This window comes from Corynebacterium sp. HMSC076D02, assembly GCF_001813815.1.
In the GTDB taxonomy this organism is placed as follows: domain Bacteria; phylum Actinomycetota; class Actinomycetes; order Mycobacteriales; family Mycobacteriaceae; genus Corynebacterium; species Corynebacterium simulans.
Genome location: NZ_KV814019.1, coordinates 1 through 12347, shown reverse-complemented (window position 1 = coordinate 12347; position 12347 = coordinate 1). Strand labels below are relative to the sequence as shown.

11 protein-coding genes and 1 pseudogene are annotated in these 12347 nt (G+C 58.3%); all 12 read left to right on the top strand.

All coding sequences use genetic code 11. The features are described 5' to 3' along the window. Positions 1–631 (top strand): HK97 family phage prohead protease (locus HMPREF2935_RS00595; RefSeq protein ID WP_141755980.1); only part of this gene is annotated, 631 nt, incomplete at its 5' end. An 18-nt stretch (positions 632–649) separates the two neighbouring features. After that, complete coding sequence (locus HMPREF2935_RS00590) at positions 650–1858, top strand: phage major capsid protein (RefSeq protein ID WP_070731553.1); 1209 nt, start codon at positions 650–652, stop codon at positions 1856–1858. Further along, on the top strand, positions 1858–2037 hold the full coding sequence (locus tag HMPREF2935_RS00585) for a hypothetical protein (protein WP_070731552.1): 180 nt from the start codon (positions 1858–1860) through the stop codon (positions 2035–2037). Before HMPREF2935_RS00590 ends, HMPREF2935_RS00585 begins: the two co-directional genes overlap by 1 nt. A 5-nt stretch (positions 2038–2042) precedes the next feature. Continuing rightward, complete coding sequence (locus tag HMPREF2935_RS00580; protein ID WP_070731551.1) at positions 2043–2603, top strand: hypothetical protein; 561 nt, start codon at positions 2043–2045, stop codon at positions 2601–2603. After that, positions 2600–2965 carry a hypothetical protein gene (locus HMPREF2935_RS00575; RefSeq protein ID WP_246817746.1) on the top strand — a complete coding sequence of 122 codons (366 nt, stop codon included), beginning with the start codon at positions 2600–2602 and terminating at the stop codon, positions 2963–2965. Before HMPREF2935_RS00580 ends, HMPREF2935_RS00575 begins: the two co-directional genes overlap by 4 nt. Beyond that, positions 2946–3218, top strand: a complete 273-nt coding sequence (locus tag HMPREF2935_RS00570) for a hypothetical protein (protein WP_070731550.1) — start codon at positions 2946–2948, stop codon at positions 3216–3218. Before HMPREF2935_RS00575 ends, HMPREF2935_RS00570 begins: the two co-directional genes overlap by 20 nt. Then, positions 3215–3619: a hypothetical protein gene (locus HMPREF2935_RS00565; RefSeq protein WP_070731549.1), complete on the top strand. Its 405-nt coding sequence runs from the start codon at positions 3215–3217 to the stop codon at positions 3617–3619. Before HMPREF2935_RS00570 ends, HMPREF2935_RS00565 begins: the two co-directional genes overlap by 4 nt. A gap of 91 nt (positions 3620–3710) precedes the next feature. Further along, positions 3711–4628 carry an Ig domain-containing protein gene (locus HMPREF2935_RS00560; protein ID WP_070731548.1) on the top strand — a complete coding sequence of 306 codons (918 nt, stop codon included), beginning with the start codon at positions 3711–3713 and terminating at the stop codon, positions 4626–4628. A 119-nt stretch (positions 4629–4747) separates the two neighbouring features. After that, positions 4748–5110, top strand: coding sequence for a hypothetical protein (locus tag HMPREF2935_RS00555; protein ID WP_070731547.1), 363 nt, complete (start codon positions 4748–4750; stop codon positions 5108–5110). Between the two features lie 353 nt (positions 5111–5463). Then, a complete protein-coding gene (locus tag HMPREF2935_RS00550) occupies positions 5464–10665 on the top strand; it encodes a hypothetical protein (protein ID WP_070731546.1) in 5202 nt (1733 codons plus the stop codon). Next, entirely contained in the window at positions 10665–11471 is an 807-nt protein-coding gene (locus HMPREF2935_RS00545; protein WP_070731544.1) for a hypothetical protein, read from the top strand. Before HMPREF2935_RS00550 ends, HMPREF2935_RS00545 begins: the two co-directional genes overlap by 1 nt. Before the next feature lie 3 nt (positions 11472–11474). Further along, positions 11475–12347, top strand: a pseudogene (locus HMPREF2935_RS00540) (hypothetical protein); the annotation flags it as partial.

Here is a 12347-nt window from a genome sequence, read left to right as displayed (position 1 = left end):
AAAGGGTGCTCCGATTCCGCTGTTGTGGGGCCACAATATGGCCGATCCGGACTTCAATATCGGCATGGTGACCTCCGCTGAGGAGGATGAGCATGGGCTGAAAGTGGTCTGCGAGCTTGATACCGACTCGCCGAAGGGCGCCCAGGTTCACCGCCTACTTAAGCAGGGCCGCGTCCGGGAAATGAGCTTTGCTTTCGCCGCTACTTCTAGTGAGTACGGCGAGCTTGACGGTAAAAGCGTGCGGTTCCTCAAGGAAGTTGACCTGTTTGAGGTGTCCGTGGTGCCGCTCGGCGCGAATCCGGAGACCGAGGTGCTGGCGGTGAAATCCCCGACGGTGAACCTGGCACTGCCGGAGACTTTAGCGGAGCGATTCCTGGAGGTTCTGGGCGGGAAGTCCCTGGGCGGGCCACCGGGGACTGATGAAGAAGACGATGACGATGAAGATACCCCCGATTCTGAGGATGAGGCCTCGGATGAGGGGGATTCGTCATCTGAGGTCACTGATAGCGGTGGCGAGGACGAGCCCGGCGAGGATGCCGGTGAATCCGATGAAGACGATGAGGACGAGGAAGGCCGTAAAGCGGACCTTAACCGATTCGAGACCATGTTCCGCGCCGTGGGGCGCGACTAACTGAAAGGAACCATCAACATGACTGTTGAACTGAAGAAGCGTCGCGCCAAGCTGGCCGACGAGGGCCTTAAGATTGTCACTGAGGCTAAGTCCGCGGGCGCTCCGTCCGCTGAGCAGGTATCCCGTCTTAAGGACATCGAGTCCGAACTGGGCACGCTGGATGCTCAGCTTAAGGCGGCGGAGAATTTCGGCTCCTATGAGCAGCTTTTCAAGGGTATGCCGGAGGCCAAGAAGGAGGAAGCCGCCCGTACCCTGGGTGAGCACTTCCTTAAGTCCGCAGGTGACCTGTCTGTTCTGCGTGACCGTTCTAACTCCACTGTTTCTGCGACGGAGTTTAAGGCGAACACTGATACCGTCACCACTTCCGGTGATGCGCTGACTCCGGTGCTGACCGATGTGGACAAGACTGTTGTCCACGGTAAGCGTGACCGTCCGGTTCTGGCTGACCTCCTCGGCTCCGGAACCATCTCCGGCAACGCCATCAGCTACTTCATTGAGGGCGCGTTCGAGGGCGACTTTGGCACCGTGGCTGAGGGAGCGCAGAAGCCTCAGGTACATGTGGCGAACCCGACCGCAGTCACTGACCCGCTGCGCAAGATTGCCGCATGGATCACCATCACCGATGAATTCCTTGAGGATCTCCCGTTCCTCAAGTCCGAGATTGATAACCGCCTGCTGTACAAGCTGGCCATCTTCGAGGAAAAGCAGCTGCTTTCCGGCGATGGTATGGGCAACAACATTAAGGGCCTGCTCAACCGCGACGGCCTGCAGGTTGATACCGCTGCCACTATCGATGAGGTGCCGGATAAGGTGTTCTCCGCTACCACGAAGGTTTCCCTGGCTACGGAGCTGACCACCGATGGCGTGATGATTAACCCGGCTGACTATGAGCCGATCCGCCTGAAGAAGGACGGCAATGGCCAGTACTACGGTGGTGGCTTCTTCCAGGGCGCGTACGGCAACGGCGCCGTCATGGAGCAGCCGGGCCTGTGGGGCCTGCGCACCGTTGTCACCCCAGCCATCCCGAAGGGCACCGTCCTCGTCGGCGCGTTCGGCCTGGGCGGCACCGTGTACCGCAAGGGCGGTGTGCGCGTGGAGGCCACGAACACCCACGCGGATAACTTCACCACCAACAAGGTGACCATCCGTGCTGAGGAGCGCCTGGCCTTGGCAGTGCGCTACCCGTCCGCTTTCGTCAAGCTGACCGTGGGCGGTGCCGAAGCCTAATGAAGCTCTACAAGCGCATCGGCGAGAACGGCTTTGAGCACATTGTTCAGGCCGAGTCCGACGAGGTAGCGGCTCACATGGGGCTGCTGCCTTACCAGGCAGAGACCAAGGAGCGGAAGCCGGCTAACAAGGCTAGCCGTGGAGCAACCAAGACCACTAAGCCGGAACCGAAGGAGTGAGGTAAATGACTGAGCCGCTGGAACCCCCAGAGCTGACGCCTGAGCAGGTCACGGCCCTGTCTGGCGGCTTAGTACCTGCCTCTACGCCTGGGCTGGCGGAGAAAATCAACGCCACGCTCGCCGGCATTCGCAGACTGTGCGGCTGGCACGTGTTCCCCGTGAAGGAAGAGACCATCACTGTTGATGCGTTCGGCGGGACGCTGCTGCGTCTACCGACGATGCACGTGGAGGACATCTCCCGAGTCGCTATCCGCGGCAACGAGGTTGAACCTTCTAACTTTGGGTGGTCTCAGTCCGGAATGCTCGAGCTCTACGAGGGGGAGTTTCCTGACCGGTTTAGGTCGGTTGAGGTGACTCTGCGTCATGGGTTCGACCAGGCCCCTGACCTTTTGCGCATTGCTGCCGAGATTGTTCAGCGGTCGGTACTCGCTGGTACAGGCGGCAACGTCAGCGTTGGTGGTATCAGTGTTGGTGCCCCGGCTGGCGGCGGGGGCGGTGGGTCCATCACTCCGATGGCTACTGAGTGGCGCATCATCGACCAGTACAAGTTGCGTGAATGGCCATGATGCAGCTGATTTTCACCGAGCGGGTCGAGATTCTTCGCCCGCGGCGCATCCGTGGTGACTATGGCGGTTTCGTTGAGTCCTGGGATGACCCGGAGGTCATTCCTATCGCCGCGCCGGTCAGTGTTCAGCAGGTGTCCACGAGTGAGGACGAGACAGGCAGTAGTCAGCTTGTTGTGACGAAATGGCGCCTATATTCGCAGCCTCCGCATGTGCTCGACCAGCTTGAAACCAATGACCGTATTCGGGTTATTGGTGGTGTTGGTGGCACGTGGGTGGTGGGTGACCCGGAGCACTGGCGTGGGCCGTTACTTCCGCACACTGAGGTTGATTTGGAGGTCTACCGTGGTACGAGTCGAGCTTGATGCAGACGCCATTTTCCAGCAGGTGATGAATACCAACGCGGTCCATGCGAAAGTACATAATCGTGCCGCAAAGATTTCCACCAAGATTCGCCGTGACCTGAATAAGGCAGGTATTGAGGCCGGTGTGGAGGTCAAGGAGTACGCGCATGCGAATGGCCGCTTTGGCCTGAACATCGTTGGTCACGTTGACGATAAGGATGCGCGGCGTGCTGGGCGCATTGCTCGCCGTGCTGGAAGGAGTGTACGTCGATGAACGATGTGGACATCCTCAAGTTCGCCATTGATGCGGTGGCGGATGTTCTCGGAGATGAGTTGTGGGTGGCGGATCATCTGCCTCCCGCGGACGAGCTCGAGAAGCTGACCCCCGCGGTCACGGTTGACCTCCTCCCCGGCAGCGAGGTCGTGCCGTGGGGCGCGGATACGGGCGAGTACATCTCCGAGATTATTTCTCTTGATGTGGAGGTAGTCGGGGTGTCTCGCGCTCAATGCACGCCGGTAGGGGACAGGGTGCGCGCCGCGCTGCACCAGCTGCCGTTCCTAGAGGGCAGTGGTGTTAAAAGCGTGGATTGTCCTCGGTTTTCTACGCGTGAGGATATTAACCCGCAGCTCCGGGTCTTGGGGGCTGTAGTTGATTTGATGGTGCTCAAGACCTAGCTAAGCATTGTCGCTTAAGTTTCCATCCCGTTCGGGGCGTGTGCCCTGGGCGGGTTTTCTATGCCCAATCATTCTTTGAAAGGAATACATCATGGCAGACCAGAAGACTCTGGAGGGCTTTAATGCCCGCAAGGCCCGCGTCGGTATGACCGGTGCCGTCCGCTCCTCCGCCCTCGGCACCGAACCGGTACCGTTCGGAGAGAAGTACGACACTGATACCCATTACAACCTGGGCTACATCTCCCCGGACGGTCTGGAGATTAGCTTCGATGAGGATAAGCAGGAATACATTCCTTGGCAGGAAGTTTCCGCCATCCGCACCGACATCACCAAGGCAGTGAAGTCCGTCAAGCTGACCCTGTGGGAGACCGGCATTGAGAACTTCGCGAAGTTCCTTGGCGTGTCCGAGGATGCGCTGGAGGACCAGGGTGACGGCTCCTTCGCCTTCTACGAGGACGCGCTGCCGCAGTTCGGCCACGAGCACCTGCACATTGACGTGGTCGATGGTGACAAGGCTTTGCGCCTGGACCTGCTGGACGCGCAGATTACCGAGCGTGGCTCGATGGTCTTCAAGAAGGACGAGATGTTCGGCCTTGAGGTTACCTACACCTCCTACCCGGCATCCTACGAGGACTACAACGCCACCCTCCCTGAAGGTGTTGGTAAGACCGCTCGCTGGCAGATGAACTCCGCCTGGGCTACGGGTGGAGCGAACACGTCCGCAGCTACGGACGGTTCCACTCCGCTGTCCATCTCCACGAGCTCGCTGCCCGCCGGTAAGCAGAACGCGGAGTACAACGCGACCGTAGCCGTCAAGGGCGGCAAAGCTCCGTACACCTACGCGGTGTCCACCGGCAACCTTCCGGCAGGCCTGACCATCAACGAGTCGACCGGCGCTATCACCGGTACTCCGACCGCTGCCGGAGAGTCCACCTTCACCGTGAAGGCAACTGATGCGGGCAAGCTGTCGGCAACTAAGCAGCTGACCATCAACGTCACTGCTGCCTAATTCACCTTCCTTGGGGTAGGGGTGCGGGAACCAAAAATTGGCTGGCCCGCCCGCTCCCCGCAAAAACCTTTCCGCACTAAAGGGCCAGCCACCCTAAGACTTTTGAAAGGGGACCAGCCATGTCCAATATCAATCTTGACGCCCTCATTGAGCAGCGAGCAGAAGCCACCGGCTCCAACAAGGGGCGAATCCCATTCGACTTCAAGGGCGAAACCTACGATTTCCAGGACCCGCTGACTCTGACCGATGATGACAAGGAAGAGCTGCAGGCCATTGATTGGGAGCCTGACCTTGCCGCCTGGTACATGGGCGATGAGCAGTACGAAAAATTCGTTACCGCGGGCGGCTCCTCGAACCTGTGGTTCCTCGTGTTCAACGAGTACATGGAGCGTAATCAGGATATTGATTCTTCGGGAAAAGGTACTCGACTGAATCGCTCCTCGCGTCGTTCGGCGGCCCGGAAGCAGCGGAAGCGTCGCTAGAAGCCCACTACGGGAAAGATGTCCTCGGCCAGTTCTACCGAGGGGACATCACACTGCGGAAACTACGAGTTCTCCTAGAGGGGCTGCCGCCGGACGCTCCGGCATTCTGGCTGGAAACCCCGAATGGGGCGCGCACCCCGTGGACTCTGGCGGACGCGCAAATCTGGCGCCTCTTCTGGGCCACGGCCACCGCCGCCACCGGCTTGTCCGGTGTGGATAAGGGCAAAACCATTTTCGACAACATGCCCCAGTTCCCGTGGTCGAAACCTGTCAATCAATCGTCCTATGGCTCGTTCGGTGACCACTCACCGGAGGAGGTCTTGGACTATCTCGACTCGCTTTAGGAGGCCGTCATGTCCGATGCCGTGTGGGTACCAGTAAACGCCGAGATGAAGGGCTTCATCGGCACGCTGGTAAAGGAGGCGTCGGGCGCGGCGAAAAAGGGCGGCGAGATTGTCGAGAAGGAGTTCGCCGCAAGCGGTAAGCGCGCCGGCGAGTCCATGGCTAGTGGACTGCAGGCGTCTGCGGCGAAAGTCTCCCAAGTCTCCACTAAGCTCGCGACGGCACGTAAGGCTGAGGCCCAGGCGGCAGCGGACGTGGGAACTGCGGAAGCGAAGCTCGAGAACCTACGTAATTCTGGCAATGCCAAGGCGTCGGAGCTCGCGAAGGCAGAGCAGCAGCTCGAGACGGCGAAGAACAAGCAGGCCGATGCGGCAGTGCGTGTGTCTCGTGAGGAGAAGAACCTAGACGCCGCCCGCAGCGGTGGGCAGACTAAGTCCACTGCGCTGGCGCGTGCGGAAGACCAGCTGGCGAATGCGCGTACCTCCCAGCAGACCGCGTCGGCGAAGATCCGCACCGCGGAGATTCAGCTTGATGAAGCTCGTGCGAATGCGAAGTCTAAGTCTGACGCGGTATCCGCTGCCGAGAAGAACCTTATGGATACTCGCGACCGTTACGGCGCGAACACTAAGCAGACTGCCGCCGCGGAGCGACAGCTCGAATCGGCGAAGAAGCAGGCGGCAACGGCGAACAATCAGGTCGCTACTGCCGAGGGTCGTGTCAAGCGAACCCGTGCGGAATCTCAGAGCGCTGCCGATACCTTGAAGGCTAAGGAACTTAGCTTGAAGGCCGTGCAGGAAGACTTGGCGCGGTCTTCGCAGCGGGCAGCGGAAAAGACGAGGACCATGGGTGACTCGTTTAAGAGCGCCGCGGGCAAGGCTGCTGATTTCGCTGGTAAGTACAAGGTGCATGCCACTGCCGCGTTGGGTGGTATTGGTCTCATCGCAAAGGAGTCGATTTCTTACGCGGCGGAGGCCGAGCAGTCCTACGGTGCTGTGGAATCCATTTTTGGTGACCACGCGCAGGGCATTATTTCCGCGTCTAAGGGTGCTGCCGAAGCAGTAGGTCTGTCCGGTCGTGAGTACCGCGAGCTGACGGCTTCGACGGGTGCGATGTTGAAGAACATGGGTATGCCCATGGACGAGGTGGCGTCGAAATCGCAGAACCTCGTTGGTGTGGCATCTGACCTCGCGGCGACCTTCGGCGGTTCCACAAAGGATGCTATCGAAGCTGTGAACGCGCTCATGCGTGGCGAAGCCGACCCTATTGAACGATATGGCGTTTCCATTAAGCAGTCGGATATTAACGCTCGCATGGCTGCTAAGGGTCTGGATAAGTTGACCGGGTCTGCCGCTAAGCAGGCCCAGGCGCAGACCTTGCTGGAAATGCTGACTGAACAGACCTCGTCTGCACAGGGCCAGTTTGGCCGTGAGACGGATACTGCGGCTCATAAGCAGCAGGTAGCTACGGCGAAGTTCAATGATGCTAAGGAAGCAATCGGTACTGGTTTGCTGCCGATGTTTGCTGAGCTCGCGTCGAAGGGTGCGGTTCTTGCTGGCGTGATTGGGCGCCACCCGAAGGTGTTCTTGGCGTTGGGTACAGCCGTAGGGATTGCTGCTGCTGCAATTGTGGCGATGGCGACCGTTGCTCCAATTTTTACTGCGATTAGCGGCGCCGCTGCCGCTGCAGAGATGTCCATGTGGGGATACGTTGCAGCCCAGGCTGCGGCGATCGCTCCAATTCTTGCAGTGGTCGCCGCGGTCGCCGCGGTCGGTGTGGCTCTGTGGGCATTCTTTACCAAGACGGAAATCGGCCGAAACATGTGGGAGGCTTTCACCCATGCTCTGGCCGCTGGCTGGGATTGGGTGGTCGAGAAGTTTAAGGCTGGACTGGATTGGATTCAGTCTACTTTCGGCCCAGTGTTCTCCCAGATTGGTGACATGATTTCTGGCGCGTGGGATGCCACGGTGGAGAAGGTTACTGGTGCGGTCGATAGGGTGAAGGAGATTTTTTCCGGCGCCCTCGATTTCTTGAAGACCGGTGACACGACTGACTATGCCGCTGCTCTGGGTATTAGTGAGGATTCCCCAATCTTCACGGCTCTGACGTTCTTCCGCGACCGCGTCGTGGACTTGAAGAATGTTGCCGTTGCCGCGTGGGATTTTATGAAGGCCAAGTGGGCGGAGTTCACGACCGGGTTCGGGCAGTTTTATCAAACCTGGATTGCGCCGATTGTTGACGCCATGATGATGGGCTTCCAGTTCCTGGGCTCTGTTGTGTCTGCGGCGTTTAACGGCATTTGGACGGCTATCCAGTTCGTCGGCAGCGTCATTTCTGCTGTGTGGTCTGGGGCGATTCAGCCCGTCCTGTCGCTGTTTATGTCCGTAGTGTCGTCGGTGGCGTCGTTTGTCGTGCCGATTTTCACCGCCGTGATTGGCGGCGCCTTCCGCACGATGGGGTCGCTTATCTCCAACGTGTGGAACGGTGTTATCCGCCCCGCGTGGGATTTCTTCCGTAATGCGGCCGGCCTTCTGGCGGACGTGCTCACGGGTAACTTCTCGAATATCCGTAATCGTTTCAGCTCGATGGGCCAAGCGATTTCCAACATCGTCCACGGCGTTATCAACTCGGCGATGAACTTCTTCCGGTCCATCTTTGAGAATGCGAAGCGGGTTGCCGCCTCCTTCGGTCAAGCTATTGGCCGAATGGTTGGCACGGTTCGCAACAAGATTGGCGAGATGATGGGCGTGCTCGGCCAGATTCCGAGCAAGGTTCAGGGCGTCTTCGCTTCGGCTGGTTCGTGGCTGGTCAACGCCGGTAAGAACATCATCAACGGCCTCATTAACGGCATTAAGTCGATGTTCGGCCAGGTGGGTAACGCAATTGGTTCGGTGATGCCGGACAAGATTCGCGGCATGCTTGGCTTCATGGACGGCGGCGTCTACATGGCGCAGGGTGGTATCACCCGCGCCTACATCGACGGTGGTATCGACAAGCTGGAGCGCTACGCTAATGGTGGCTCGAAAGAGCAGCATAAGGCGCAGATTGCTAAAGGCGGCGCGTGGCGTGTGTGGGCTGAGCCAGAAACCGGCGGCGAATCCTACATCCCACTAGCCAAGTCCAAGCGCAAGCGCTCTACACAGATTCTTGCCAAGACTGCCGATATTTTCGGCCTGACGGTGCTGGATAAGAAGGGGCAGCCGGTCACACCAGGCACGTCTGCCCAGGTAGCCCCGGCGCGAGCCCAGTACTTCGCGGACGGCGGTATCACTGCTAAGGACTTGCGGGCTTTTGCGGAAGGTGCCCGAGTCAACGGCTATCAGGCGTCGCGCTCTCTTGAGGGCGCACCATATGTGTTTGGTGGCTCGAACTGGGGTGACTGTTCTGGCACCGCGTCGGCTTTCGCCGCGCTCGCCAGCGGCCTGAACCCGTTCCCGCGTAAGTTCTTTACAGGCGATGAAGCTGCTTGGTTGTCCTCGCATGGATTCCAACGAGGTCGCGGTAAGCAGGGTGACCTGCGAATTGGCTTTAAGAATGGTGGCCCAGCTGGCGGGCATACCGCTTCGACGCTGCCGGACGGCACGAACGTGGAGATGGGTGGCGGTCGCGGTAACGGCCAGATTGGCGGTGCTGCTGCTGGCGCGTGGGACTCGTACTTTAACGAGTTCTTCTATAAGACCATTCAGCCGCCGAAGCCGCCGAAGATGAACAAGATTCTCGACCAGAATGAGCTGCCGGACGGCACAAGCATGACCCTTGACGGCGTTCCCGTCACGGTGAGTGCCGATGAGGCCACTGGTAGCACTGGTGAGAGCACGGTCACGGTCGCGTTGTCTCCGGAGGATGCGGCTAAGGCCACCGCGGCGAAGGGCCTGGGCGACCAGTCCCTTTTGGATTTCGCGGTAGACGGCATCTTCGACATGCTGGGGATGAAAGACTCCCTGACGAAGAAGCTGCTGACGTCCAAGGGGTCTGACCTGTTCCCGAGTGGTGACTCCATCGTGACCACGACGACGAAGGACCAAGCGCGGACCTCCGTGGCGAAGGGCCATGCCGAGGCAATCCAAAAGGATGCCGACAGCAACCTTGATGCCAAGGAGGCTGCTAAGGATCCGCAGTTGGGCCAAGCGAAAAAGGAAGAGGCGAAGCCTAAAGCGAAGTGGGGCGAGGAATTCTTCGCATACGAAATTGCTCGCTCTGCAAAGTCCAAGGGTTTGCCTGTTGAGGGCGCTGCTATTGGTGAAGCGACCGCGCTGGTAGAGACCGGTAGCCCGCTGAAAATGTGGGCGAACCGTGCTGTCCCGGAGTCGCTGAACTACAAGCATGATGCTGTCGGCAGTGACTATGACTCCATAGGCCTGTTCCAGCAGCGTAACGCAGGCTGGGGCACCGTCAAGCAACGTATGACCCCATTCGAGAGTGCTGGCATGTTCTTTGATGCCATGCTGCGCAAGTTCCCTAACTGGAAGAGCATGGACCCCGGGGCCGTTGCCCAGGGCGTACAGGTTTCGGCCTACCCAGACCGCTACGCGAAGCAGATGGGGCGCGGCATGCAGCTCGCTAAGGACTCCGGTGTGTTTGGCGGAGAATTTAAAGACGCTAAGAAGTCTGTCTTTGACTTGAGGACAGCGTTTAAGGAGTTTTCTGCATCGTGGGATGATGCAGACTTTGGGCTGGCGGAGACTGCACGTCTATTGAAGAATGAGGGCGCTGCACGCGGATTGCTCAACTCTGTTGCAGAGAAGGGCAAGAAGCGTACCGGTGTCCCATCCTCAACGGCGGCGCCGGTGGCTTCGTATAAGCGCCTCATGCAGACAGGTGACTATGACGGAAAGATGAGCCAAATCGGCATTGAAGAAGACCATGACTTGGTTGGTGCTGTGATTGATGCACGTCGCGCAGGAGCGGTTTTTGACAGTGGCGGTATTGGCCGCGGCAAAGGCCTCTTAACTAAGGACGTAGTCGCTCCTGAGCGTGTTCTTTCTCCGCAGCAGACTCGCGCTTTCGACGATTTGGTTTATAACCAGTTGCCAAAGCAAGAAAAAGACGGAGGGGCTGGCACAACTTTGGTTATCAATCTTGATGGCCAGGAGGTTGTGCGTAAGCGCTTGGATAAGGCTGAGGGTCAGATCACTGTTAACACGGAGGATATTGACACGCTGCGCCGCGGTACTGGAGTGGCTGTGGCTGGGACAACTAGGGGAGGAGTGCTTTAATGCAATTCGACATGTCGCGGATTCATCATGATTCCATCGCGATTACCGTGGTTTCTCCCTCTGGCGATCAGTTTGTGATTGCTGATAATCAGCGCTCAAGGAAGCAGTCAGTCATCCTTTTGAAAGATGGGTTCGCCGGCGGTGAGGGGTCTGTTGATTTCACTGTTGGTGAGTCTGTCACTCGTTATGGAGTTCGTCGAAAAGGTTGGAAAGTCCCGCAGCTCAGTGGTTCGTTGAAAGTTCTCGTGACTGACGATGAACAGGATCTGTCGGTGGCTTTTCGCCGTTGGCGCGCGGCCTGGTCAAGGTTCGAGCCCACAAAGCTCAAAGTGGTGTGGCGAGACGGGCAGTCATCTGAAATTGATGTTGTCCTCGACTCCGCAGCGCCGCTTCCTTCTTCGTTTGTGGGCTTGCATTCGATGGAGGACGAAATTTCGTGGACGAATTTTTCTGGCGTGTGGACAGGCTCTCGGCAGGTATACTCGGGAACTTTCACCAAAGCTTTTCCAGGCGAGTTGCCGCCGTCGCTCCGGCTCAAGTGGGATGGCCGAGCCACTTCTTTCACACTACCTAGCGGTCTGAAGTTGACGCTTGGGCAGGGACCGGGGGAGAGGTTTATCAACCTTGACCGTGGAATGCAGGGGCAAATCACTGACGTGAACGGCGTGGTTGATTCTGATACCTGGTCCTCGCTCCGCGGCGTACTCGTGGGCGAGACACTGACTCCGCATAAGCTTTACACCTTTCAGCTTGGCGCGGGCCTCGAGTTGGAAGCTATTCCTCGATATTTAAGCCCATGGAGGTAGAGCATGGTTAATTGGGAGCAGCATCGCGCCCACCGTGAAGCCGTCAAGGCGACACATGGCCAGTACGTCGGCCTGTTCGATAAGAACTGGGAGCCGATCATGGATATTGAGGACTGGGAAGACGCGGAATTCGGGTCAATTTTTGCTGATGTTGGCAACATGAAGTTGACGATTCCTGGTGAAATTGAGCCGGGCGTAGTCAACCCAGTTGCTGACTATATTTTGCGGAATGATCTTCGCCAGCTCGATAAAGGCGGCTCCCTCGATGCCTTGATTCATGGTGCGTTGCATGTTGTTGTGGAGCGTCCTGGGTTGCGGCGCCGCTGCTACCGAGTGCTTGAGATTGACCCGGAGGACGGTGACCCACAAGGCAACCCTGGAAAGGTGACACTATCCGGCGTTGATTCCATGGAGCACTTAAAGCACTTGCCTTGCTGGGCTGACCCTTCGAACCGCAGCAAAATCGTTCAGCTGCAGTGGGAAGATAGGCAGGATGGTAGTGCGGAAAAGGTCTCTCGCAAGATGATTGGCCGTAATCTAATCGGCTATCAGCAGCCGAGTCTTTTGGGGGCTATGTTCTCTTGGACCAATACCTATACAGAACCGTCGCAGTGGAATGGGTTTAACCCTAATATGCATCCAGTTATTTGTTCCCCGGTTATGTCGGGAAACAAGTCGGAGTGGTGCCTTGTGGCTGCGCGGTGGGATAATGCGTGGGATTTGCTTAAGGCTACGTGGGCGGCGGCTGGTATTCAGCCGATCGCTTGGCTATGGCTTCCGGGCGACCCGCAGCCATTCCCGTCTTATACGACGTTGAATTTGCCTACGACGATTATTGATTTCGCGCCGCGTGCTACAACGTCGGGTGCGGCTGGG

Bases quoted from the DNA above. Each gene is read 5' to 3' on its own strand.
- HMPREF2935_RS00580 (WP_070731551.1), top strand. From the start codon at position 2,043: ATGACTGAGCCGCTGGAACCCCCAGAGCTGACGCCTGAGCAGGTCACG.
- HMPREF2935_RS00565 (WP_070731549.1), top strand. From the start codon at position 3,215: ATGAACGATGTGGACATCCTCAAGTTCGCCATTGATGCGGTGGCGGAT.
- HMPREF2935_RS00575 (WP_246817746.1), top strand. From the start codon at position 2,600: ATGATGCAGCTGATTTTCACCGAGCGGGTCGAGATTCTTCGCCCGCGG.
- HMPREF2935_RS00550 (WP_070731546.1), top strand. From the start codon at position 5,464: ATGTCCGATGCCGTGTGGGTACCAGTAAACGCCGAGATGAAGGGCTTC.
- HMPREF2935_RS00585 (WP_070731552.1), top strand. From the start codon at position 1,858: ATGAAGCTCTACAAGCGCATCGGCGAGAACGGCTTTGAGCACATTGTT.
- HMPREF2935_RS00555 (WP_070731547.1), top strand. From the start codon at position 4,748: ATGTCCAATATCAATCTTGACGCCCTCATTGAGCAGCGAGCAGAAGCC.
- HMPREF2935_RS00545 (WP_070731544.1), top strand. From the start codon at position 10,665: ATGCAATTCGACATGTCGCGGATTCATCATGATTCCATCGCGATTACC.
- HMPREF2935_RS00560 (WP_070731548.1), top strand. From the start codon at position 3,711: ATGGCAGACCAGAAGACTCTGGAGGGCTTTAATGCCCGCAAGGCCCGC.
- HMPREF2935_RS00590 (WP_070731553.1), top strand. From the start codon at position 650: ATGACTGTTGAACTGAAGAAGCGTCGCGCCAAGCTGGCCGACGAGGGC.